General features: G+C 44.2%; 24 protein-coding genes. 8 read left to right on the top strand and 16 right to left on the bottom strand.

Features of this window, described 5'->3' with window-relative positions; genetic code table 11:
• Nucleotides 1-54: 54 nt before the first annotated feature.
• The 3 genes from CWM47_RS21240 to CWM47_RS21230 all read right to left on the bottom strand — a co-directional run bounded on the left by CWM47_RS21240 (nucleotide 55) and on the right by CWM47_RS21230 (nucleotide 3,335).
• The gene (locus CWM47_RS21240; protein WP_100990200.1) at nucleotides 55-1,335 is read right to left on the bottom strand and encodes a DUF4249 domain-containing protein; all 1,281 of its coding nucleotides are present in this window, start codon (nucleotides 1,333-1,335) and stop codon (nucleotides 55-57) included.
• Between the two features lie 305 nt (nucleotides 1,336-1,640).
• Nucleotides 1,641-2,450: a toxin-antitoxin system YwqK family antitoxin gene (locus CWM47_RS21235; RefSeq protein WP_100990199.1), complete on the bottom strand. Its 810-nt coding sequence runs from the start codon at nucleotides 2,448-2,450 to the stop codon at nucleotides 1,641-1,643.
• Nucleotides 2,451-2,789: 339 nt separating this feature from the next.
• Nucleotides 2,790-3,335: a hypothetical protein gene (locus CWM47_RS21230; protein WP_157816025.1), complete on the bottom strand. Its 546-nt coding sequence runs from the start codon at nucleotides 3,333-3,335 to the stop codon at nucleotides 2,790-2,792.
• Between the two features lie 1,012 nt (nucleotides 3,336-4,347).
• Here CWM47_RS21230 and CWM47_RS21220 point away from each other — a divergent pair.
• Nucleotides 4,348-4,965, top strand: a complete 618-nt coding sequence (locus tag CWM47_RS21220; RefSeq protein ID WP_100990196.1) for a DUF4304 domain-containing protein — start codon at nucleotides 4,348-4,350, stop codon at nucleotides 4,963-4,965.
• 144 nt (nucleotides 4,966-5,109) lie between these two features.
• Nucleotides 5,110-5,508 carry a hypothetical protein gene (locus CWM47_RS21215; RefSeq protein WP_100990195.1) on the top strand — a complete coding sequence of 133 codons (399 nt, stop codon included), beginning with the start codon at nucleotides 5,110-5,112 and terminating at the stop codon, nucleotides 5,506-5,508.
• Nucleotides 5,509-5,795: 287 nt separating this feature from the next.
• On the opposite strand, the gene CWM47_RS21205 is transcribed toward CWM47_RS21215, so the two are convergent.
• Nucleotides 5,796-6,176, bottom strand: a complete 381-nt coding sequence (locus CWM47_RS21205) for a hypothetical protein (RefSeq protein ID WP_100990193.1) — start codon at nucleotides 6,174-6,176, stop codon at nucleotides 5,796-5,798.
• Between the two features lie 547 nt (nucleotides 6,177-6,723).
• Here CWM47_RS21205 and CWM47_RS21200 point away from each other — a divergent pair.
• A complete protein-coding gene (locus tag CWM47_RS21200; protein ID WP_100990192.1) occupies nucleotides 6,724-8,184 on the top strand; it encodes a TlpA family protein disulfide reductase in 1,461 nt (486 codons plus the stop codon).
• A gap of 1,025 nt (nucleotides 8,185-9,209) precedes the next feature.
• Here CWM47_RS21200 and CWM47_RS21190 read toward each other — a convergent pair.
• Entirely contained in the window at nucleotides 9,210-9,560 is a 351-nt protein-coding gene (locus CWM47_RS21190) for a hypothetical protein (protein WP_100990190.1), read from the bottom strand.
• Nucleotides 9,561-9,863: 303 nt separating this feature from the next.
• Here CWM47_RS21190 and CWM47_RS21185 point away from each other — a divergent pair, with 303 nt between their 5' ends.
• Both CWM47_RS21185 and CWM47_RS21180 read left to right on the top strand, forming a co-directional pair.
• Nucleotides 9,864-10,412, top strand: a complete 549-nt coding sequence (locus tag CWM47_RS21185; protein ID WP_100990189.1) for a hypothetical protein — start codon at nucleotides 9,864-9,866, stop codon at nucleotides 10,410-10,412.
• Nucleotides 10,413-10,477: 65 nt separating this feature from the next.
• Nucleotides 10,478-10,855 (top strand): hypothetical protein, encoded by a 378-nt coding sequence (locus CWM47_RS21180; protein ID WP_100990188.1) that lies wholly within the window; start codon nucleotides 10,478-10,480, stop codon nucleotides 10,853-10,855.
• A 273-nt stretch (nucleotides 10,856-11,128) separates the two neighbouring features.
• Here the strand turns inward: CWM47_RS21180 and CWM47_RS21175 are convergent, their stop codons facing one another.
• From CWM47_RS21175 to CWM47_RS21155, 5 genes are all read right to left on the bottom strand, one after another.
• Nucleotides 11,129-11,788 (bottom strand): hypothetical protein, encoded by a 660-nt coding sequence (locus CWM47_RS21175; RefSeq protein ID WP_100990187.1) that lies wholly within the window; start codon nucleotides 11,786-11,788, stop codon nucleotides 11,129-11,131.
• 221 nt (nucleotides 11,789-12,009) lie between these two features.
• Nucleotides 12,010-14,259, bottom strand: a complete 2,250-nt coding sequence (locus CWM47_RS21170; protein WP_100990186.1) for a T9SS type A sorting domain-containing protein — start codon at nucleotides 14,257-14,259, stop codon at nucleotides 12,010-12,012.
• A gap of 247 nt (nucleotides 14,260-14,506) precedes the next feature.
• Nucleotides 14,507-14,995, bottom strand: a complete 489-nt coding sequence (locus CWM47_RS38225) for a hypothetical protein (RefSeq protein ID WP_157816024.1) — start codon at nucleotides 14,993-14,995, stop codon at nucleotides 14,507-14,509.
• Nucleotides 14,996-15,081: 86 nt separating this feature from the next.
• Nucleotides 15,082-15,612 carry a hypothetical protein gene (locus CWM47_RS21160; RefSeq protein WP_100990184.1) on the bottom strand — a complete coding sequence of 177 codons (531 nt, stop codon included), beginning with the start codon at nucleotides 15,610-15,612 and terminating at the stop codon, nucleotides 15,082-15,084.
• 311 nt (nucleotides 15,613-15,923) lie between these two features.
• Nucleotides 15,924-16,322 carry a MerR family transcriptional regulator gene (locus CWM47_RS21155; protein ID WP_100990183.1) on the bottom strand — a complete coding sequence of 133 codons (399 nt, stop codon included), beginning with the start codon at nucleotides 16,320-16,322 and terminating at the stop codon, nucleotides 15,924-15,926.
• A 65-nt stretch (nucleotides 16,323-16,387) separates the two neighbouring features.
• Here CWM47_RS21155 and CWM47_RS21150 point away from each other — a divergent pair, with 65 nt between their 5' ends.
• A complete protein-coding gene (locus CWM47_RS21150; protein ID WP_100990182.1) occupies nucleotides 16,388-16,822 on the top strand; it encodes a hypothetical protein in 435 nt (144 codons plus the stop codon).
• 15 nt (nucleotides 16,823-16,837) lie between these two features.
• Here CWM47_RS21150 and CWM47_RS21145 read toward each other — a convergent pair whose 3' ends face one another.
• Nucleotides 16,838-17,173, bottom strand: coding sequence for a YnfA family protein (locus tag CWM47_RS21145; protein WP_206170533.1), 336 nt, complete (start codon nucleotides 17,171-17,173; stop codon nucleotides 16,838-16,840).
• A 504-nt stretch (nucleotides 17,174-17,677) separates the two neighbouring features.
• Complete coding sequence (locus CWM47_RS21140) at nucleotides 17,678-18,958, bottom strand: DUF4249 domain-containing protein (RefSeq protein ID WP_100990181.1); 1,281 nt, start codon at nucleotides 18,956-18,958, stop codon at nucleotides 17,678-17,680.
• Nucleotides 18,959-19,097: 139 nt separating this feature from the next.
• Here CWM47_RS21140 and CWM47_RS21135 point away from each other — a divergent pair, with 139 nt between their 5' ends.
• A complete protein-coding gene (locus tag CWM47_RS21135) occupies nucleotides 19,098-20,390 on the top strand; it encodes a peroxiredoxin family protein (protein ID WP_100990180.1) in 1,293 nt (430 codons plus the stop codon).
• Nucleotides 20,391-20,553: 163 nt separating this feature from the next.
• On the opposite strand, the gene CWM47_RS21130 is transcribed toward CWM47_RS21135, so the two are convergent.
• The 3 genes from CWM47_RS21130 to CWM47_RS21120 form a co-directional block, all read right to left on the bottom strand.
• Complete coding sequence (locus tag CWM47_RS21130) at nucleotides 20,554-20,841, bottom strand: hypothetical protein (RefSeq protein ID WP_157816023.1); 288 nt, start codon at nucleotides 20,839-20,841, stop codon at nucleotides 20,554-20,556.
• A gap of 202 nt (nucleotides 20,842-21,043) precedes the next feature.
• Entirely contained in the window at nucleotides 21,044-21,553 is a 510-nt protein-coding gene (locus CWM47_RS21125; protein ID WP_100990178.1) for a hypothetical protein, read from the bottom strand.
• A gap of 107 nt (nucleotides 21,554-21,660) precedes the next feature.
• Entirely contained in the window at nucleotides 21,661-22,287 is a 627-nt protein-coding gene (locus tag CWM47_RS21120) for a porin family protein (RefSeq protein ID WP_100990177.1), read from the bottom strand.
• A gap of 170 nt (nucleotides 22,288-22,457) precedes the next feature.
• Between CWM47_RS21120 and CWM47_RS21115 the strand changes: the two genes are divergently transcribed.
• Complete coding sequence (locus CWM47_RS21115; RefSeq protein ID WP_100990176.1) at nucleotides 22,458-22,865, top strand: hypothetical protein; 408 nt, start codon at nucleotides 22,458-22,460, stop codon at nucleotides 22,863-22,865.
• A gap of 381 nt (nucleotides 22,866-23,246) precedes the next feature.
• Here the strand turns inward: CWM47_RS21115 and CWM47_RS38220 are convergent, their stop codons facing one another.
• Nucleotides 23,247-23,663 (bottom strand): hypothetical protein, encoded by a 417-nt coding sequence (locus CWM47_RS38220; RefSeq protein ID WP_157816021.1) that lies wholly within the window; start codon nucleotides 23,661-23,663, stop codon nucleotides 23,247-23,249.
• Nucleotides 23,664-23,697: the final 34 nt, after the last annotated feature.

Genomic DNA, 23,697 nt, shown 5'->3' with positions numbered 1-23,697 from the left:
AACCGATTGATTCACCGTGAAGTAGTCTTATTTTCAGCTAGGCAGTCACGGTGACTAGTTGGGCCATCCTGCGGGCTTGACCGGTGTTCGTTGGTCAAGGGGCGCACACAGGGCCGTGGGCGGGCGGGGCGTACCGTCGAGGAAAAGGGGGCGCGTATTCGAGCCAGGGGCAGGCTCGGGTGTTACCTCACGGCCATTCAGGGCATAGAAGAGTTCACCGCCAATAAATTTCGAATAGCCATTAGTTAGATCCAGGCCCAGCGGCACGCCCTGATAGTCCTGACGATCAATGTAAATGGGCTTGGTATACACCCCCGTAGCCGTAAAATAACCCACCACCACCTGGTTGGGGCTAGCCACATTATGGACATTACCCACCGGGGCCGTGGGGGGCGTGTCGGCCAGGCCGCCCGTGTTCTGGGTTTGCGCCTGAAACAGCTTATAATAGCGGTAGGCATCGACCGTCAGGGAGGACTGCCGTACCTGTACCAGACAAGGGCCATGCTGATAAAAGGGAACGCCCGCTACCTTGAAGTTGGGGATGAGGCCCCCGTTGCTGTACTGGTCATCAAAGAGGGTCACCGCGTAGCTGGGCAATATTTCCCAGCATTGGGTACGGCACCGGTAATCAAACGTGCGGCCGTAAACGAAATCACCGATATAAACGTAAGGCGGGTAGTAGCACGCTTCGTAGAGGTCTGGCCCCGAGCGGTAAATGCCATGATAGTCTTCGATGACATTATAGATGTTGTAAAAGCCCTGCTCGCAGCTACGGCACCAGTATTGGGGTTCATAGTCGACCAGATCCCAGCGGTAGTAGTTGCGCTGCTCGATGGGATCCTGTAACTCGATGAATATATCATGGCCCGAGGTATAGTAGCCCCGCACGGAGGGGGACAGACTGTTCAGGTTGAATTGAGCACGAATCTTATTAATAGGAGCGGTCGCGGGCATCAGTTGTTGAGTGGAGACATACTGGCTACCATCGGTGAGGGTGAATCGTAGCTGGTAGGCATGACCCACCTGACCTTTAAAGTCGGCCGGTAGTTGGTAGACACCATCCGTGGTTTCATGGCAAGCGATCACTCGGGCGGAGTCCTCCCAAACCTCAACGCTGGCTTTGGTAATGGGCAGGTTGCCAGACCGGCCCGTCAGCCGGTCGGCTCGGGCGTAGGTGAGCCGAATAAACTGGGGTTCGGCCAGATTGTTCACGGTGCCATCCACCACGATAATGTCCACTGTGCCGTGTAGCACCAGATCTTCGGGGTCTACGCAAGCCAGGAGTAACAGACCGAGTAGGCAGCTAAGAAGTGCCTGCAACGTAGCGGATCGCATAAGCAACGAATCAACTAAAGGCTAAACAAAAGAAAGTAGGGGTTAGGGCTAGTTTACTTACCTGGGCTTTCCTAGGGCCAAATTAACCATTCCCGGCTGGTGTATAGGGGGCCGTATGTTGGCCAACGTAGGACGCGTCAGGCAAAATACTTAATAATGAAGCGTTTCCTTAAACGCCCATTTCCTAAAGCAGATGTAGGAAGACTCTGTCGTCTCAAGTAAAAGGGCTTAGTAAGAAACTGATTTTAAATAGCTGTCCAACATAGTAAGTAGCCTACGCCCATTTGTTTGGATATCTCCTGCTTTTAATAGTACTCCAATTCCGTAATGCTCCCATTTTGACGGATACGTACCGGCAAGCCATCAGCGCGGTAGTCATAAGTTAACCCTGGAGCTAATTGCGTATTACGGCTTAAAAACAGGGCAGCAGGATAGTAGACCGTGTTAAAATAGGGATTGCGGCCGGTGTCATACGCATAGGTAAACGTGCGGTCAGCGAGGTCAGCGGAAGCTACGGTGCTTTGTTCTCTACTAGCTATTACATTGGCATGTGTGTCGTAAGTAAGCGTTTGAGTAACGGCCAATACGCCCTTAGCATCATACCGTAGCACGTTTGTAATTTGACCCTGCGCGTTATACGCATACACGCTTTTGCTACGAAACTCCCAGTTTCCATTCAGCTTAAGATACGTCCGGCTCTCCGTAATACGCCCGGCGGCGTCAGACAATAACTGGTCGTAACTGGTCCATTCCACCGGGCCACTACAATTATAGACACTTGAGTAGCCGCAGTTATTGGCGAATTGCTGTACATACAGTAAGCGGCCATCTTTGTCGTAACGATACTGAACGGCTGATTCCACGGCATCAAACCGGTAAAGTCGCCACTCAATTAATTGGCCGCGCTCATTATAACGCCATTCGCCAGTGGTTTTGCCGTTCTGGGTTTCACGTTTAAGACGACCGGCGGCAGCGCTACCCCCTTGAAACGATTGGTAGGTAGTAGGCAGGTCGGCAAGGGATGTAACAAAAGCATCTAAGGGGGGGACCCTATTTTGTTCCCGGCAGCTTACGTTAAGCAGTAAAAGGCTTACAACCGTAAAAAAGTAGCGCATAAGGATTTCTGTTATAGATAACTTACAAGACAAAGACCCCTAACGACTTTAAAAGGTTGGAAATAAGTTAATAGTGATCAGACATACCCTATGAAAGGTGCAACACAACCGGGTTTATAAGTGTACACAAAACGAATAACAAAATCCAGAGGTTTATGCTCTGGATAGTAGTTGACAATTCTTTAGATGACTCTTGCAACCGCAGCCACATTGATTATGCTATGTGAAACACTGATGAAACGTTCCATTCTCCTGAAAGCAATGAAACTGAGTATACTATCATTTAATCCTATGTATCGTAGTTAGCCTTTCTACTGTAAAAGGGATTGACCCAACAAGTTATTTAAACTCGTCTGTCATTCTGACTTTAAAAACACCATTTTTAAAATGGGCTACTTCATCCGAGCGACCGATCAATTCTAGATTGAAGGCGCCTATGACTAGCTTAGTCTTAGGGTCGTATCTTATAATTTTTATCCAGTTATCAGTGCTTTTGGATAAGACGTATCGATTCGTAATTCCATCTCCACCTTCAATCAATTCATATTCCACCTTTATTTTTAACCGTTGATTGATAATTAGGTCGGACAAATCAAATGTACCTGTCGTTGTCGGTAAATGACTAATACTAAGAAATTGGCTTGGCAGTATATGAGTTACATGCGTGATCCCATCAGATGATGTTACATAAGGCGAGTAAACGACAAAGCCGATATCAAACCAAGGTTTAATCTTCTGTTTCTGATTACTGAACCGCCAACTTTCTTGGGAAGCCAATGCTTTGCCGTGCCAGTTAATGTCATTAAGCAGCGCAGTAACACTATCAGTTTGTAATTGATTGATTACTAGCGCCTTTGACTGGCATTGTCCGCAAAAAGGTGTCACTATATATAATAGTGACAGCAGTAACTGGTTTATTGATAGCATTCTTTAAGTCAGTCAAACTTTATAATATAAGTGGCAATATGAACTATGTTAACCTAATTCTTGCTGGGCACTCTTCTAAAGGCATAAGCGTACCCATCCGCGTATGAATCAGACAGACCTAGTTTCTCACCACATAGACTCATTAGACCCCACCTATTAGGTCCAAGGGGTAATTTAAAGATAGATTTCCCTTGCTGATTAATACGAAACCATACTGTATTCAGTCTCATTTTCAGGGTTAATTGAAAAGTGGCTGTCTCCACGCCGTTTTCGTACACAACACCTTCGCGCTTTTGATTTATGACCAACTCAACGACTCGATATGGTTTTCGGTTAGGCCCCCAGCCGCCACCGACTTCTACTAGCTCCCATCGCCCAGGCAAGTAATTAGCGACTGAATCAAGTGTTCGTTGGAATGTAGTTGAATCGGTAGTGGGTATAAGGGGACAAGGTTTCCAGATTGGATTCTCGGTTTGTGATTGAGCCTAACAACAAGTTCCACCTATGATTCCAATTAATTGAATGGTAATAAAGAGCCATTTAGGGAGCTTCATTCATTAGTCTAATTTAGGATTCAGTATAGGAACGAACTAGAAGGATTGTTAAGTAGTTAGGGCTGAATTATCTTATATAACCAACAGTATGTCAGTTAAGGTAGCAGTATTGGACTAGCTGCTCGTGTACGATCCGGTTCAGTAAACGCCCTATTTACGAAGCACAAACAGGAGGATTTCTTTGTCTCGTAGAGGAGCGAATTGTGAGACAGAAGTAAAAAAGGTATAACAAATGAAGGCCTTATCTAGCGTCTGCCATTAAATTCAGGGACTTACCTGAAAACATGGCTACATAATCTCTAACTTTAATTCAAATAATTTTTCTAATCAGGAAATTATTTGCTGCTATTTGTTTGCTTTCAAAAATGCGTCTAACTAGTTTGTGGGAGGCTGTCTGGTAAAACAACGTCGAAGTAATGCGCCTATCGGTTATCAATAACAAGTACCAGCGGGTTATCAAGCGTTCCTTTGCCCACCAGTTATTGACCAGTGGGTACCAACAAAAAGATAATCAGTTTTACCTTAAATCTGATCAGGTTGGTAAACTAGTAACGATTCAGCGCGATTTAACTCATTCGTATTATCATCAGGTAGCGATTTTCACGATTCGTGTTCAGATCCTATCAGATGACGTTTGGGAATTAACCCATCCTGGCCAAGAGCTCCCTGTATTCCCTTTTGAAGGCTACCCATACTCCGTATTTGATCGTAATCTAGGCCAGTTTTATGGCAAGAAACGGGGTACTCAGTGGTTAGCCTTGGATGCTACTGCTCCAGAACAGATTATGATCAGCTATCTGAATAATCTAATACTGACTCGCATTTTGCCCTACTTGAATCAATTTAATTCAGTCGATGACATTCTCCAGGAGTGTGAGCGAATGGGCTTCTCTCATTTACGGATGTTGTTATTGGCCCGCTTAGGCCGGAAAGAAGAAGCTCGAGCAGAACTAAAGAAATTAATCGCTTCTCGTCATCAACTGGGGTTTCGCACGAACATCGTAAACGTAGCCCAACGGCTAGGCATCATCTGATTTTATAAGAACGAAACTACTGCTTTGTTTGTGCGTGGTGCCTTTTTACTGATGTTGTTGAGTAGTAAATCAACTTACTTAGAAGACGCCTCAGGTACTGGTCAAAACCAGATTGACTAGTTGACTAAACTACTTAGAAGGAAAATGACATCAAAGGACGTAGATGATTTGAAGACGGTCGGGCAGTTAGTAGGCAGATTGTGTTTACTGATAGCTATCAATGTGTTTGCCTGTTACTTTGTTCCTTTCTTTCTGGCGTATGCTCATGAGTACTTGAATGGGTTCTTTATTGCGGACTCTCTACGCTGGGAAGATGGGCATATTCGAAAAGACCTAACTCAACTTTACCGCCTATCGGGCTTTATTATTTTGGTCGAATGGGTTATTTGGCTATACATGCTTTATCGATTTAACAGGTGGTACAGTTCATTTCTACCTTATCCTCAATCGTTGACCACCACTTTATTAGCTACATGTATAACCGGTGTTTTGATTACTGCTTCTGCCTTAAAATGGTTTGGCTACTTCTTTCAACATCTTTAATTGAGTGCCGCTTACGTGGAAGCTGTCGCGTGCGTACTTAACTGGCCTGATAAGTCGCTAGCCATTATTAAAAAGAATGTAGAACGAGCAGGTACACCTTTAGATCCGTATGTGAACGAAGATGTCCGTAATCTACAACAAGGTCAGCTTACAGAGAGTGAGTTGCCAAACCCTTGGTTGACATTCAAAATCAAATTATTTGATGAAAACGATTGCAATCTTAACAAACAAAATGTCTAAGCAGGTGGAAGAAACTTTTGGGAAGTGATTCCTTAAAGTATACTAAGCTATCTACCTGTTTGTTGAACCCGATTTATCAAAGAGTTCATAAACGGTTGATCAGTATCTGGATTGACCCATACAGTGAAAAATAGTTTAAAGGCTTCAAGAGTTGCCTCATCTAAGTATCGATACCTAAATACGTATTCACTTATTGAATCATCGATGATGTTGCCTATGCTAGTCGGTTTTGTCCACATTCCGTATGCCTCCGTGTCAGAGGGGCTACCGTGAATAATCCTAAGTGCTTTTAAAATGAACGGATTATGGATTGCATAGATTGGGTTTCCTTCCTCTAAGTCAATTTTAGCAGATGGCTGCCAACTATCCGTATCACCTCTTAAAACGTTCTTGCAATGGTACTCCCATATTTTGTAGTGCTCAATCATAAAGCAAATAGTTGATATATAGTGCTTACCTAAGTGTAATACCTGTATATTATTAATTGATGAAGGCATTGGCGGCTACTAGTTCAATGTCGATACGAATCGTATTATCCTGAACAAGGCTATTTTAAACCGTTCGTCTGATGACTGAGCTATAGCCCGAAGTAGGAGCACCAGAAATGAATGACTTCGCCTTTTGATAAGCTGACTTCTCTCCTCTTTTTGTCTGGTAGTTAGACTATGATATAAAACGTATGCTAGGGGTTGTACCGCGGTGGCGGGCCACTTGGCAGTTACTAATACAAGCCTTACAACTAAATGCCCCATTTAAGCAGCAGCCTCACAAGTGCTCCTCCTTCTCACTTTGAGGAGCGTTTTCTATTACAATGTTTTTTGATGCAATTCGTAGCATATGGTCTATACCAACCTAAACGCATCTGCTCTCGCTTACAACCAGTTCATCAGAAATAAAAAACAGGGAACCACTAGTAAACTAGATTTTTAGTTTACATTTACTCTTCCTTGTTACCTCATTTAATCGGGAGCTAAAATGAAATCATTACCGACTGCTTTCATGCTCGTTTTTAGTCTACCCATCTGTATAGCCCAGTCTAAAGAAGCCTTGCTTCCGAAATTGGCTCTAAGGGGGGGGCTTACGGTGCACATTAAGTCAGTGCCACAAGCCCAAACGCTACCCGTAAAGTTGGATACCTACCATAGCTTTCCTCAGAATGATGTGAGTTCGGTTCGGGACTCTATACCGCTGAACCGACGTGAGATTTACGTAAACAGCCCATTGAGAAGCGTAGGCCAATCGGTTCTGACCATTGCCGATTCGACTTGTGTACTCGTAGGAGTCCCTGGCGATACAATCCATCTCTCCATTGTAGCGGAACGGAATGAGGGTCATAAACAGCCATTAGTCACTTTCGAGGGCAAAAACAAGGAAGTCCAACAGTATTATCAGGCTAAAACCCAAGTGCTGAATGACCCCCTACAGGCCTGTATGAATGAGGGCATGCGGGCGGTCAATCTCGTTCCTTTTCAGAAAATGATGGATGAAACCTACCAGAAACAGGATCAGTTCTGGATGGCGTATCAGAAGAAGCACACCTTACCCGATTGGTTCAAAACGTACGAAACTAATGCACTCAATTATTCAGACGCCTGGCTTAGGGTGTATATGGTTTGGTACCAGACCGAGTATCAAAGGAAAAAACAGGTGATTCCTGCTTCCTATTACGCGTTTAAAAGTCGAATCAAGGTGAAGAACCTGACGGCGTTGTACCAGTATGACTATCTGCGATTTATACGGGAACAACTCTTCTGGCAGATACGCCAGGCCGAACCAAAACCTTCATCACAAGCCCTGATCGATTACGCCAAAAAGGAATTGGGGCCAAACGCGGGTTCTTTTTTTGAGATCTGGGAATTGAGCGGCTCAGGAGATAATCCAAATTGGGTTGAGACAAAATTCAAAAAACAATTTCCTGCTCAGTTTAAATACTTGGTTGATTACATCAAGCAGCGCGATCGTAGTAATGTGAAGCTATTACAGTCGGGCGATAAAGCCCCCAATTTCGCGCTGGTCGATGCGAATGATTCGCTAACCACGCTCAGTCAGTACAAAGGTCAAGTGGTTTACCTCAGTTTCTGGTTCACGACCTGTGGCGGATGCATTCAGGAAATGCCCTATGAGAACAAACTGGTTGAGCAGTTTAAAGGGAAACCCGTCAAAATTATTAGTATCTGCATTGGCACACCTGGCGCGGCCGATAACCAGCAACTGCCCAAGTGGAAAGCGGCCTCGAAACGGTTTGGTCTAAAAACCATTAATCTGTATGCTAATCGGGCCTGGACAAAAACGTTGAGTGAAAAATACATCGTGAGCACCTATCCTCATTACGTGTTAATTGGTGCCGACGGAACTATTATCGAAAACTTCGCCGAGCGTCCCAGCCAGGGCATTGCCGCCAAGATTGAAAAAGCCATAGCAGCCCTTGAAAAGTAAAGGCTAGGGTGTTATCCCATGCCTACACCTACGTCAGGATTACGTTTTTGCTCTTGCTGACTAGTGAGTTCTCGTTGTTGGCTTAGCCCTTTCATCTTGGCTTGCTCTAGCCATAGCTCTTTTGCCCCTTGTAGATCGGCCGTTCGTTGGGGCTGGGCCCCTGCTGCGTATCGCCTAACTCTAGCGACCGAACAGCCCTTTCCTGGATCGTGCCGCTGCTCATCGTATTTCTGATACCGGAAACGCTAGTCCAGCTTCTAACAGTCGTTCAGTTGTGTATCAAAGTCTACCTTGCTGCGCTCCATATGCTACGGAGCGTCGTTGATATTTAATCCAGACAGGCCTTCTAAAACGCCTGAAATAAGGAGCAAATGCACGTTGTATTAGGCGTCTCACACAGGAGCCTTTTACGATTCACTAACTTTTTACTATCTGTCAAACCCAATCAGTCACATACGGTAGACACAACTACCAAACAAAAAGCAGAGTAGCTAGACCAGGTTTCGCGCGTCAATAGAGGCGCGTTTTGACCAGGACACTTTAGGCAGGAAAAGGGTTGGAAGTAGCTCTGTCGTATAAGGACAACCAGGTTTATGAAGGCCATTATTAGCTATCCTCGTCTGTATAATAACCACCCATTTGAAGCAACGTTTGGCACGTTGCTCTGACCAAATCAGTCATTTTACCGTCGTATGTGAGGGTAATCGTCTGGTCATCTTCCTGATAAAGATTAAGGACATCTTCTTGGTTTTGCGAATTAATTAAAAGCCATCTATCGGCTGAATAAATAGGCTCAATGCCGCTCAGCTGACTTATTTGATTGATAATCTTGACGATGGAAGGACAGTCGCCTTCAAACCCGATTTGTCGGATGCAAACCATAATGACCAAGACATCTATTCATAAATTGGTTAACTTACAATCTCTTTTTAGGGGTACTTTCCCCACAAGTGGCTATAAAACGGAGTGTTTACGGGCGATGGTTGCCCCGTTTTGCTTATCACGTGCCTTGGTAGCTGATGTGGCTAACCAGCCATATAGTCATGCTGGCTCAAGTTACACCCCTTCAGGTTATTGGGCACCCAGGGGCCTGGCCTACGGGTGATAGCATGCCTATCCGCTTCTTTGGTAAATAGCCTGTCCAGGAAGGGCATCAATTGGGGCTGCCCGTTCTGGGGAGACAGCGTCACGGATTGAAACCAGCTTACCGGAATCAATTGGGCGACTTTACACGATCGGTCGCTGGGATAGCTAACAAAGGCCTGTTGGCCATCCGGCGTCAGGAAGTGAACGCAGATAGGCTGAGGGGCATCGACAAAGGTTGGGTACGTGTACTGGTAGAAGCCAGGGTGAGGTGTTGTAAGGGGTAGGCTCATCAAAAAGTTAGGGAACAGGTCAGCGGATATGTACTTAATACAAATATGGTAAAACTACTTATTACATTTATCATATTAAGTAAAAAAAGTGTTACCATTGCCCCTTAAACCTAACACGTGGGCACGCATGGGTTTATGTGATCAGAAGCTAGGTCTGTCTAATGGAAGAGGGTACGCCTATGCCTTTAGAAGGGTGGCCAGCAAGAATTAGGTTTACATAACGGTTAATTATAGAACAAAAAATCTAGAGTATAATAGTATCACCCTATCATGAGTTATTGCTCTGTAAATATCTGATAGAAAATGAATACCAAGCTTCCGTTAATCTTATTGATACTAGGCTCAACGCAGACAATGGCTCCGTCACTATCTGCTAACCAAACGGACAGAGAGTACTGCCCACACGCCAAGCGATTAAGCTACATGCATCCTACGGACTCCACTCGTCGCCAAGTCGTTTTAGATTCGGTTAACAGGCTTTTAGTTGGTCAGTGGCAACTGATTGATATTGGCAATAAGACGTACAAGGTGATGCCTACGCCAGAAGACTCCATCACACTGAGCGTTGATGGACAAGGAAAGTCTGTGGTGTATGAAAAAGGAAAGCAGTTAATTGACTTTCAATTGGCTTCGGGTATTAATTTTAACAATCTACGATGTGTGATCAGTGAAGCGGGAAGAGCCTACTTTCACCTTAGGGCTTCCCGGCCAAGCAAGGGTGAAGAAGAATTAAGTCAGCAACAAGTTTTCTATCCCAACGGTCTTCGCGTTTGTGAAGACTACTTAGAACTATACGCTTACACGTCGGCTGGTCCGTATTATGTTTTTAAACGATTAACGTCTGTCCGTTAGAACAAACAAATACCATTTATACAACAAAGCAGCCTCGTGACGTTACGGAGTAAACTCTACCTTATATGGTTAAAATAACTTCACTTTGCTTTCTGTTGAGTCTGCTTAGTTGTCGTCAAAATACGCCTACTCCAGATAATACAGCTTATGCCTGTGGTAAGATAATATCAAAACGCTATTTGGCTATAAGCGCCCCTGTTGCTTACTCAAAGGCCATTGATAGTTATTACATTATTACCGATAGTTCAATAATTGATCCTATGGCAACTCGAGAAGTTAGTGTATTCTGCAACTTGCCTGATAGCTATAAAGTACCCGGCAAGATGATTAAATTCGATGGCAGTTTTGCTCAGCTTTATGACACAACAGGAACAGCCAAGATCATTAAAAACACGTTTAAAACAGAATGGGCTAATTACCTGTCAATTGATAAAATTTATTAGCGCTAATCAATCATATTTTATTAAGAATTATAGATGTTCAAGGCTAAATGACGCCCTGCTTTTCTTCGTTTATTTTAATAACATAACTTTAGTGGCTGTTGCAAAAGTACGCCAACGGACTAACTGTCCCTTTTCAAAGCCTACTTTCGAAGCAAATAGTACTCTATTTTCGGACCTCCTATCGATTCAGCCAGTCAAACATCGACATTTGCAACAGCCACATCAGTTATAGTACGAAAGGGGTATCTTATCTAACTGGCAAAAACGTTTTATTTATAGTTTATACCCCATACTTAGAAGGCCGCTAAACGCGTGTTGGTTGGTATAACCTGCCGGAACACCTATTCTAGAAAACAGATGATAAGACGGTTCCAGTGAAAGTAGAATTTTAGTTGATAAGTTATATCGAAAAACGGCCTGAGCGTTGCCCCCTACACGAAACGTCTTCTCAGCATCTGCCTTTAAACCTGGATTGGACAAAATCATTCCATCTTTATTTGCCTTATAACTTTTAAAACCATTTGGCACCCATTCATCTATCGCGCCCACACCGGCGAACATAGTGAAACGATTACCAGAGATTAAACGATAAGAAACGGTAACCGGAATTATTAGATATTGACCTTTAATGGTTGCATACGTTGAAATATCGGGACTGCTGGTAATGGGATAAGTCTGACTGTATCGATACTCTCTATTTGACGTCAGGACTTTAACGTCAAATAGCAATTGTTTACATAGGTATGAAAGGTCGATCCCATAGCTTAGGGCCACTGGATTTTTTATTACTGCTCCATCTGTTCCACTTGGAAGATTAACCTTATACTGATCCAACGATAAAGCGGGTCCCAGCGACCAGTATTTATTTTGGGCATTTGCCGCAGACGTATAACACAAACTCGCGATTAAAATTAAAAAGATCAACAGTTTCATAGGCGGAATTGAGTGACATGATCGTTATTCATCATTTGTATGGTAAAGTCCACTCCATAAAACGACAGGGTGAAAAAACGAATATGATTAACTTCGTATAGTTACTGAGAGGTATTACTATTTATTCAAAATCTCTAAATAACACCTGTTATTTAAATCCACTAAATGCAGTGCTGCCATAAAGGAGTATGTTGGGCCAGGGCCGATGAAGTTTTTAATTCTTATCGACTGATTATTACTTTCTGAATCAGTTGCTTTTGGTCAACGGTAGTCAATCTGACCAAATAGAGGCCAGCCGGGATAGTCTTCACATCTAGTGACGTTATCTCATGCGCCTGAACGGTTCTGGCAGGCTGGATGACTTGACCCAGTAGAGATAGCAATTCCACTTGACCTGTGGCTACGGAGCGGATCAATAAGTAATCATCAGCGGGTGAAGGATAAACCCAGGGCGTATCTGGGTTTAGACCGACAGGACGTTGCTTTTGCGACGTGTTCCTTAGGTAGCGTAGACCGCCCCCAGTACTGCCCAGTAGTAAGTCGGGCAACTCATCCCCGTCTAGATCCGCCGCAGTCGCAATTAAACCCGCACCGGTATAGCCCAGGGCAGGTAAGGAATCAAGTAAAGTAAGTGATTGATAAGGTGGGAGAGGAAATTCATAAACCTTGACGGTCCCATCATCAGCGGCCAGAATAAGCTCATTGCGCTGGTCGTGATTGACATCCGTCACCACTAGGGAACGGGTTCGCACGGTGGTAAAGTAATCGGCTTCAAGGCCGCCGAAGGACTGATTCCAGAGTTGGAAATCCGGCCTGGCCAGGGTGCCTACATTCTGGTAATACAAAATGGTTCCCAGCTGATAGCGGCTAATGAGTAAGTCGGGTAGTTGATCCTGATTGACGTCCGTTACCGTAAGTAAGTCCTGGGGGGCCATCAGGTCGGGAGTGGGCCAGAGAATAGCTTGTGAAAGGCTGTAGTGGGCGGGGGCTCCTACCGGGCTACTGTTGAGGAAGACCCGGATGTCAGTAGTGGACGTGCTCACCCCAGTTAGCACCAGATCCAGACTCCCGTTGGCATCCACATCGGCAAACGAAGGAGCTATGTTGGTCAGTGTCAGGGATTGGGATATGCCCAGATAGTCTGTACTCACCAGCACAAAAGCGGGCTTCTGCCTGGTGCCCTGGTTGTCAAATTGCCAGATACCGGCCCGGTATTGACGGCCTGTTCCCGTGCCTGCATACCCCACCAGCAGATCCAGGTCTCCATCACCATCCAAATCGGCCAGTGCCGGAGCCGATCGCTCCCCTAAATCCAACATGTCCCGCTGAAGGAAATCTTTTTGCACCAACTGGAGAAGAGGTTTCTGGGTCGTTCCCATATTCTTGTAAAACCAACTCGACTGGCGAAAATCAAAAACGTACCCATCGTTGGCCGTTACATTGGGCGAGGCGAGTAAATCTTTTTGGCCATCGCCGTCCACATCTTCCCAATAAGTCGCGGGGAAAGCCGGAAATAAAATGGGATCTGTTCGGGGATACAGACTATCATAGCTAACGTAATTAGCTTTATCACTATTAGGCCCGGCATTGCGCAGGCGAGCTATATTTTCGCAGCTGACAAAGCCAAACAGCAGATCTTTATGACCGTCGCCGTCTGTATCAACTACGGTCAGCGCGTTGCCCGTATGCATTGGTCGGGCATTGGCCGGATTCGCCAGCTTACGACCACCAGAACCCGATCCGTCCTCGCACTGGATTCCAAAGGTGAAGTCATTGCAAAATTCTTTATGGAAATGCCCCCAGCAAACGTCACCTGTGCGCTTAAAGAGTAAGCCCCCTTTCTGGCCAGTTTGTTCCACGCTCATGTTTTTTTGGTAAGCCAACACGTTTCCATCGGCATCGAAGGTAATGATGTCAATGTCCCCGTCATCGTCATAATCGGTGATGGCGGGTAGATCAATGGTGTTCACGTACAATTGGATTGGGCGGGGGCCATTCAAGCCGACCGTCATCAGCGGGTCAATCGCGACCTTAAAAAAAAGCTGGCCGTTCTGGGATTCATTATGGAGTACGCGAACATTACTGTTTCCACTGGTGAACAGATCTTTCCGGCCATCTCCATCGTAATCAACCAGTAGCAGCCACCCGTATAGATCAGCGGGAAATGCTGTCTCGTATTGAGGCGCATACTGCCAACGAACACCGTTGCCCGAAGGGTCATCAGTAGCCAAAAAGGTACTCACTTTATGAGTTGTGCGATCAAAGACAACCAAATCGTCACGTTCATCCGTATTTAAGCGAATAGTTGAGTACTGGAGCGCATTGAGTCCCCCTACCCAGGGATTGGCTAAAGCAACTCCATTCAGGCTCACCGTAGGAGTTTGATCATACTCAAACTTAATTGTTCCTCCTGACTGCGCGTAAGAAACTAAAGAACCAATCAGCAAACAAAATGCATAGAAGTACTTCATATAACTCAAAACCTTCAGTTCTGCCTAAAGAATTACCAATTAAGGTGCGCTAAAAAAAGTACGGCACGTGCCATTCTGAAAAAATGCGGTCCACCATTGCGCCGGGCCGTTGGAGTGATCACGACTACCCAGGGGACTGGTTCGCCATAGCTATCTACATTTTATTGCTTATCATTGGTTTATCCCAAAATAAGTCAATATAGTTTTATCTTATCAAGCGAAAAAGTCTCATGAGTTACATTGTAAACTACCGCGTCAATTCGATTTTAACATCATTTCCCTTTCCTGTACCAACAAACCTTAATTCGTTACAATTTGCAGTTTGAAGTACTAAAATAACTCCTTGTTGCCGTTCGAGTTTGTCACTGATATAAACGAGTAAACTATCTCCTTGCACTTCGTATAATCTAGCCAAAACAGGCTCATTCTGTAATCTATAACCAAACAACGTATCTGGGTCTTTAAAGCTCATATCTGCCTTAAACATAATTCGTCCTGAATACTTTGTGCTGCCTCCATTGGGATTAACTAACCGATTTGATGAGTATGTCCACCAACCAAGCAGATTCTGTGTAAAGGTTTTATTGGGACAACCAGAACTAGGGGAGGCAGGTTGAGTAATAGTTGCCGAAACCGTAGGAGTTGACGTTGAATTTGGTGGTGAAAGTGGATGGAACTCTTGTCGACAAGCAGCTATACCAGAGATGATTGCTATTGAAAGTAGAGCTGTTTTCATACGAGGAGTTCTTTTTACTCAAAACGTGCAAGGCTCGTATTTTCGATGTATAAGTGGTTATATATTAAGTAGGAGGCATAATCTCTTTAGAATACTTTTCCTACACTGACGCCAAAACCGGGTGTATGCCGTAATTTCTTCAGACCTTCCCCAAAGAATAAATGAGGAGTTAAGGTCGCTCGTAATAAAAATCCATTTCTCGGGTTCTGGCTACGGTAGCCTATCTGAGGAGTTAGATACAGATTGTCATGCTGCTCTTGAGCAAAATTTACCCGCTCTGGACTTGGATACTTTACGCCCAGATAACCGACTCCCGCTAAGAATTCAACTGATCTTCTAGGGCTACCTAGTACGCCACCTAAATAAAAGGTAGCTGTAGTGAATCGAGGAATGTAGGAGCTGCCCAGCCGGTAAGTAAAGGCAAGCCGAGCGTTAGAAGTAGCAATGCGCTGATAGTTGAGTGAGTACAACGAAGGGCCTCCGGCAAGTTCAAGATAGACGGCGTTTTGTTTACTCTCCTTCCAAGTCGTTCCTGAGTACTGAACAAGTCGTACGGCTTGGGCGTTTGTCGAAGCTGCCCAGCCAAAAAGGGAGAGAAGGATCAAGATAGATTTCATGGAAGCAAGGCAGAAAGATATCAGTTGATACTGATAACGAGGTGGCTCGACATATTGATATTTCAAAAAAGTAGCATCAATTATACGGTATGCAGGCCCCTTATTTTTATTGTATAATCAAAGGTTATGCCAACCATGTAGCTGTTATTCGCGGTCCTTTACTCGTAATCTGTGGATTCAATCTATGGATATTTCATTAATGTAATACCAGCGTTTTCATGAGAATGCAGCAAACAAGGGTTACAAAACAGGAATGACCGTTACAGCCTTCTAGTTAACATGTTAAGGGGCATCTATTTAAGATAACTATGTCATTTTGGTGAAGCTAGTGTGCCGTCCAGAATCGCCGTAATTTTGCATTGATCGGGGCATTCAGCGACCGCTTCTAGTAACTGTTGTTTGATACGCTGCAATTGGGCCATTTGCGCGTCAATCAGTCGAACTTTTTCTAATACCTGGTCTTTGCCTGCAATGCAGTCCAGCCCGCCAGTTTCATATGACGTAATGACCTGCTGAATTTCCCTCAGCGTGTAGCCGATGTTCTTTAATTCTTTGATCGCCCGAAGCCGCGATAAAATGGCCGGTGAATATTCCTTGTAGTTGTTTTCCCGACGGGCTCGTTTGGGCAGGCGTAGCAAACCGATTTTTTCGTAATACCGGATCGTGTCGCGGGAAAAGCCCGATTCCTGGGCAATGATGCCGATGAGCATAACTATTTATTGGTGAATCGCTTGACAGTGGATATACTCCACCGTTTAAATTTACTAGAAAAACCATGAAATCACTCCTGCTTACTGGGTTCGTTTGGCTGGTCGCTCTGTCCTGCCTGGCTCAAACCAAAACAACAAAGACAATGGAAACCGAAGCTGTATTGAAACAGAAAATCGCCCTGGCCTGCAAGCTCACAGACAAAGACCAAATCAAGCGAATGAACGAATTGCACCAGACGCTTTTTAAAAAGGTGTCGCGCGCTGTGGAGCATCCGACCAGCTATGAACTGGTGTTCGCAGGGTCAGATAATACCATCATTAACGATCTGGCTGAGTTTATCAAATTCGAGCGGCTATGTTGCCCGTGGCTGGTATTTCACCTAACGATTCAGCCCGAAGAAGGCCCGATTTCTTTGCAGATGGGTGATTCCGCCGAAACCAAGGAAATGGTCTATTTGGTGATGGAACTCGACAAACTCCAAAAGCACGCCGTTCGATAGGGTATCTCTATTGATTTAATTCCGGGGTGCATAATAGATGATGCAAACACCAACCAGAGCAATCAGTGCCCCGATAATATCGTATCGGTCTGGTCGGAACCCATCCACTTTCCAAGCCCATAAAAGGGCCATAACAATGAAGAACCCGCCGTAAGTGGCATATATGCGACCAAATCCAGCCGGTTGAAAGGTGGCTACAACGCCATAGGCTGCTAAAATGATGCTGCCCACTAGGCCATACCAAAGCGGCTTTCCTTCTTTCATCCACTGCCAGACCAAGTAACCGCCCCCGATCTCGCACAGGCCCGCCAGGATGAACACTAAAATAGATTTTACAACGGTTATCAGCATCACTCAAAAACTAGGTAATCTATAGGCTGAAGTTAGACTTAAACGCAGAGTAGTTTCCCTGGTTATGAATATCCAGTGTCGAATCTTATATAATTAAATCAGGTAATGCCGACTAATACTGAGTCCGATTTTACAAACGTACTACTAAACGTTTGTAAACTTCGCTAAAAGCGACTCATGAAACACCCTTTTCTTGAAGCAGATGTATGAACGTTCCTTCGTCTCACCTAGGAGGGTATTTTGAGAATTCGTAATTTTCCTAGCTTACCAACTAGTTCTTGAAAAGATTAGCTCATTGGTCATTTTACAGTTGAGAAGGAACTATTCTCTGCACATCCTTTTGACAAATTGGTTGTTTTGAAAATGGTACTTTTCTTAGTCAAGTTGCACAAGATACGTTATGTTAAGAAACTTTTCTAAGAATCAGGCCTTTATGAATGCGAGGAAAAACCCGCTAAAAAACATGGCTTTAACTCTACCTGACAAACCCTAAAAAAGCGACAATTAATTGGGCCAGCCTTCAGGCTTGAAAGACGTTCGTTGGTCAAGGGGGGCACATACAGCCGTCGGCGGACGGGGCGTGTCGTCAATGAAAAAGTTGTTGCTCCCCGGACGGGGAGATCCCTCTCCGTTCGGGGAGCGTCCGTATAAAGCTAAGAAGAGTTCACCCCCTGGCTGTTGGGGATAACCGGTGATGGGATCGTAGCCCAAGGGCACCCCTTGGTAATCCTTGCGGTCAATATAGATGTTTTTGCTAAATACCCCTGAGGCCGTAAAATAGCCCACCACTACTTCTTTGGCGTTGGCCACGTTGTGCACATTACCAATGGGGGCCGTCGGGGGCGTGTCGGCTAGACCTCCTGTATTCTGGGTTTGATCGGCGAACAACTTGAAATAGCGATAGGCATCGGGAGTCAACGAGGATTGGCGCACACTGGCTAAACAGGGACTATGCTGATAGAAGGGAATGGCGGCTACTTTGAGATTTGATATGAGGCCTCCGTTGGCATACTGGTCGTCAAACAGTGCTACGGTGTAACTAGGCACCAGCTCCCAGCATTGAGTGCGGCAGGGATAATCCAGGGTGGAACCGTAAAGGGGATTACCAGGATCGATGCCAGAGGGAGAATAACAATCTTCATACAAGTCTGGACCGGATCGGAAACCGGCCACAATATTTCCGATGGGATTATAGACCGAATAAAATCCTTGCTTGCAGGAACGGCACCAGTATTGCGGTTCGTAGTCAGTCCAGTCCCAACGGTAATAGTTACGCTGGTCGGCGGGGTCCTGTAACTCGATAAACACATCATGGCCTGATGTATAATAGCCCCGTACTGGTGGGGACAGACTCTTGAGGCTAAATTGAGCCCGGATCTTATCAATGCGGGCTGTTGGTGGCATCACTTGCTGGGTCGATTCGTAGTGCGTGCCGTCACTGAGCGTAAGTCGCAACTGGTAAGCATGGCCAATTTGACCTTTGAAGTCCGCCGGTAGTTGATAATTACCCTTGGTGGTTTCATGGGCTGGTGTCACTATCAAGGAATCCATGACGACTTCAACCCGGGCTTTGGTAATGGGCAGCGAGCCAAAGCGTCCCGTCAGCCGGTCAGCCTGCGAACGGTTAAGCCGGATAATTTGGGGCTCGGCCAGATTGGTCACCGTACCATCGACCACGAGGATATCCACCGTGCCGCGCAACGTTAAGTCTTCGGGATCAACACAGGCCAGCGGCAGGAAAAGAACAGCCAAACAGCCAAGAATAAGCGTGAAGGTTAAGCGCATGGATAGCCTAAGTTGAGTAGCTGTAAAACCATTCAAGCGGTCCATTTTACTCACTGTATGCAAGGGGTTTGGGTAGGCTTTTAGTAGGCTCTACTTTACATAAAAGCACTTATATAACAGCATTAGCCTATATATTCACATGAAAACATTAGTCTGGTTGCTGTGTCTAATTCTAACAGCGGTGTCATGCCGCCAAGTCGCTGATCAGACTGAAATGGTTAAGTTCCTACCCGTTCAGCTCATCGAAGGCTATGGCCCTTTTCATCCAGGCTTTTCACCAATAGACAATGCCAGTAAAGACTCACCACTGTGGTCTAAAACCTATAGTGAGGTTAAAGGAGTGCCAACTCACTGGAATAATATCCAGGTTTGTCATATCTGGTTGAATACCCACCAATTTATCTATCAACAGGTCTTAGCAGGTCATATCAGCCAGATTGATTATCAAGGGTTGCAGAAGGGCTGGAACTGGTCACCGGATACAACAAAACTGTCTGAAGCACCTATTAAGTGCTATCTGTACATCCTTAAGGGATTTGATGAGCTAACTCAAAAATGGTCCGTTAAGGTAGACACTAATAATAATCTTGACTTTGCCGATGAAAAGACCATCTATCCTGAAAAAATGGATATAAATGATCCTTATAGATATAAACAAGCCATTTCAGTTCAGTATGAAGTCTATCAGCAAGGGCGAGTTCGGCAAATGAGGATACCTATGGTCTTAAAAATGTATGGCGGTCAATTGCTGTACAATTTTCCTCAACATGCGGCTGTTTCTATAAAACAAGGAACCAAAGAGCATAACTTACTGGTGTCTTCAGGCTTTACCAGGCCCGATTTTGAAGTAACTAACTTAATCAATCCGTCCACGACATTGATCGCCAAAAAGGTTGCTCCCAAAGACGAAATTGAGATTGATGATATCATCAAAATTGATGGAGTAAGCTACAAGAATAAAGGCGTTGATGTCTATAACAATTGGCTGGAGCTAGAGCCTGTTAACTCGTTAGAGAAGCCTTATTCACTACAGGTTGGTTATCCCTTTAGACCCTTCAGTGCTAAAGCATTTGCCAGTGGTCAACTGATTAATTTAGATCAATATCGAGGCCAGTATATTTATATTGATTTTTGGGCTCCTTGGTGTAAAGGATGCGTAGAAGATATGCCTGCGTTAAAAAAGCTGTATCAAAAAGTCGACAAAAATAAGGTAGTCTTTATTGGCGTAGTAAAAGACTCACCAGAGCGATTAGCTAAATTCTTAGCGAAGCAACCTTTAGCCTGGCCTCAGATTATTTCAGACAGCACTAACAATCTGATCGAGACTTACCATATTGTCGGTTTGCCTACTTCTATCCTTATTGATCCCAAAGGTGTCATTATTGGTAGAAATTTACGGCCTGATGAATTAGGTTTAGCATTGAATAAATAGAAGTCACGGATATAACTATTTCACTATCAGGTCAAGAGAATTTTCAACCAGATTCTCCTAATAATCGACTAACATAATCCTAGTTATACAACACTTTTGTAAAAAGTACCAAACTCAACATTATTTCATTTTTGTTGAGTTTAGTACTTTTTATAGATTACTATCAGAAATAAAAAGAAATGCTTTGGCTAAAAGGTTGATAGCGAATAAGCCGACTTAAATTGTAAGTACCATTCGCCGTAGTAATGTATTGACCAGTAAGGGTGAATGTCTGATTCTGATCCACAAGCACATTTGAAATGTAGAAAGTGGCAGTTTTAATTCTTGAGTTAGCCGTAAGTACTGTTTGAACTTGTTGGGCTATTTTCTCTCCTTCGGTAGCTATCTCATCTTTTTTGCAGGATGAGATCATAAAAACCATACTTAACAGAAGAACTGTTAGTGTCTTCATAGAATGCGAAAAGATTAGTTTGAACATTAATTTGAAGCAAGAATTCTCATTGGATCAAATTATATGAAAGTCCTACTTATAGAACAAACACGTAACTGTACTTTTTGGAGAAGTGTTGTATAACTAAGAATATGTAAAGAGATTAAACTAAGAAATGGGTATTCTACTTACAAGAAGTTTAAACAGTGCAAAGTTTGATTTTTCATAATACTTGCCTGGTGGCTACTATTATCTTTTCAGTGGTGTACGCACTGCCTGCTCCCATATCTTTAGGCCTTGGATATTTTTGTGTTAATGTTAATGTCTGTCCGACCAACGCGTAAGTATAGTCGCCCATTATTCCATTAGTAAAAGTCCAACTACCAGTAGCGTCTGCCCCTTTATCAGAACATGCTTTATCTGAACTATTAAATTCGACCGTCTGAGAATTCGTGTCGACAGCTATTGTTCCACTGCAATCACCACACTCAGGGCGATGGAACTTACTTCCCTCTAGTTTGAAATTGATACCAGTAGTATCCTTGCGGTAAAGCGTATCCTCTTTGCCAGTCCAGAGGTAAGTCACATAGGTTATCTTCCCGGAATATTGGCCATTTAAGAGTTGAGGAGCACTGTTTATTGGCTCAACTTCCTTTTTTTGGCAACCTGTTGCCCACATTAAAAAAGTCAAGGAGCAAAGCAGCGATAGAGCTTTCATAACATAGTGTTTCATCTGTCCAATTTTTGAAACTGTAGTCTGCAATTCTATACTTTATTTATGACTCCCTGTTTTAAAGTTTGTTAATTCTTCTGTTGTATAAGTGGCATTATGTTAGGCTATTAGAAATAATAAACCAGATTTGACGCCCAAGTGCGATTATACTCTTTGTAATTGGTTTGAGGATCAGTTTCATTAAAGGGGTTTAACCCATAATAGTAGCGGCTCTCAAGCACAACATGTCTCCCAAGACGATACCCAAGGCCACCTGTTAAGCCAACATCGAACCGACGCATATAGGCTAGGTCCCAGCTCTGAGCAGAGCTTTCAAAACCAGCAGCATACCATTTGGCCTTCAGCAAGTAGCCAATCTGAGGGCCGCCACTGATAAAGAATCGTCCGCCACCCAGATGGTAACGCACCATAACCGGTAAGGTGAGATAGGAAAATTCGGTCATCATCTTCGTGCTACCGTAGCCTATCTTACTGGTGATCAGTTCAGCTCCGCCCTGCCGTGAATAGAGTAAATTATAGCCTAGGGTAAGGCTTGACGTTAGCCAATGGTCAACGCTTACCCCTGTGGTATAATCCCACCGTGGTTTCGATTCCGAATTAGGCCCCAAGTAAGTAGCATGAATCAAATTGCCATTTAGGCCCCCCAGTAGGCCAAAACGAAGTCTAGGTTGAGCCACGATCGGTTGCTTAAAGGCGGTCAGTATCAATAACAAAACAATCAGTTTACCCTTCATGATTCTGTTAGGTTTATATCCGTTATATAATTTGCTTTATGTTAATTCATTAATATAATAAAAGCCGAGTTAAGTGTAAATAATCGGCCTTGATCTCATTCAAACGACCTGTTTATTTAGGCGTTTGCAACGAAGCTTTTAAGTGGTCTAGTCTTAAAACAATCTTCCTCATGAAACAAGGGGCAATCATCTGGACAACTATGCTGACCTTACTGGGCGCTTGTCAACAAACAGAAAAAGACCAGTTATTAACTCTGAAAGGCTACTTCGCCGATTCAAGTGGTAAACCGATTGTTAACATGCGGTTCCTACTGATTGAAGAGAAGACTAATAACCGTTTCAATCCGTTTGCTCCCAATGACATCATTGCTCAACATGTCCTTCGTTCTGATTCGGGAGGGCGCTTTTCTTACCAGGCTCAGTGGCATTCAGGTGTCTTTTTCACTCTGTCCTCTTCTCCCGATTCGATAGCCCCTTATTATATTGTGGGTTGCTCTACGGAAGCGCAAGGTAATACGTGTCGAATAAGCCCTCACTTTCCTACTACTGTAGCCCTTACGGTTCAACGATTTCACTAGACTTAGTATATCGGGGTAGTTAACACCAAATGGCTATTGTTTCTGTTGTATAATCTACGTTATGTTTACCTAGACGAAAAGTTAAACATAACTGGCTTTCTGTTATACAGCTAATTTAGGTGCTTTCTACTGAATTTGTCTTTTATGAAAGAAGAGTTTTGGGTCCAAGTGATGTCGAAGGCCGACTGGGAATTTGACGGCCGGCCATCGCCATCACCTTTTTAGGTTTACCCGCTTTTCACGGATACATGGCCTTACTGTACAGTTTTTTTAAAAGCTCGATTTAAGAAGTAGATACATGAACGCTCCTTCGTCTCATGTGAGAGCGTTTGTAGAGACGCTGCTTTTTACGATCTGTCCAACACTATCCGGGGCATACGACTAATTTATTCGTACAAAACTTTGCCTACACCCTTCAGCACAAAAAGGGGTAAGACGCAGAGTATCTTTAGAAATTGTTAACCCTACCTGAACGCCTAAAGTATCCGTCTGACTAGGTAAAAATCGTACCTGATAACCCGTTTTACTAGAATCTACCCGATAGAAAGGATAGTCATAGTAATCCCCTAATTGATTGCCTTCCTTACGGAGTTGTCGCCCAGAAGTAAAGGTTAATGCCTGTAAAGGTTTAGCGGATATAGGTGTGGTGAAGGAACTAGCACCGGTAGACCCTTGAATCTCAAATAAGCGCCACCTGCCGACAATGCCTATGCCTGACTTGTTGGCAGGCGTAGGATCTCCTGGTGAACAACTTAGCAGGAGCCCTATGGCTGCCCAACCAAACTTAGCTCGATTCATGATATATGTCGTTTTTAATGGATGATTCTCTAAC

It is taken from the genome of Spirosoma pollinicola, assembly GCF_002831565.1.
GTDB lineage: Bacteria > Bacteroidota > Bacteroidia > Cytophagales > Spirosomataceae > Spirosoma > Spirosoma pollinicola.
Note: the sequence above shows the minus strand (reverse complement) of the source record. Positions and strands in the feature narration are given on the sequence as shown.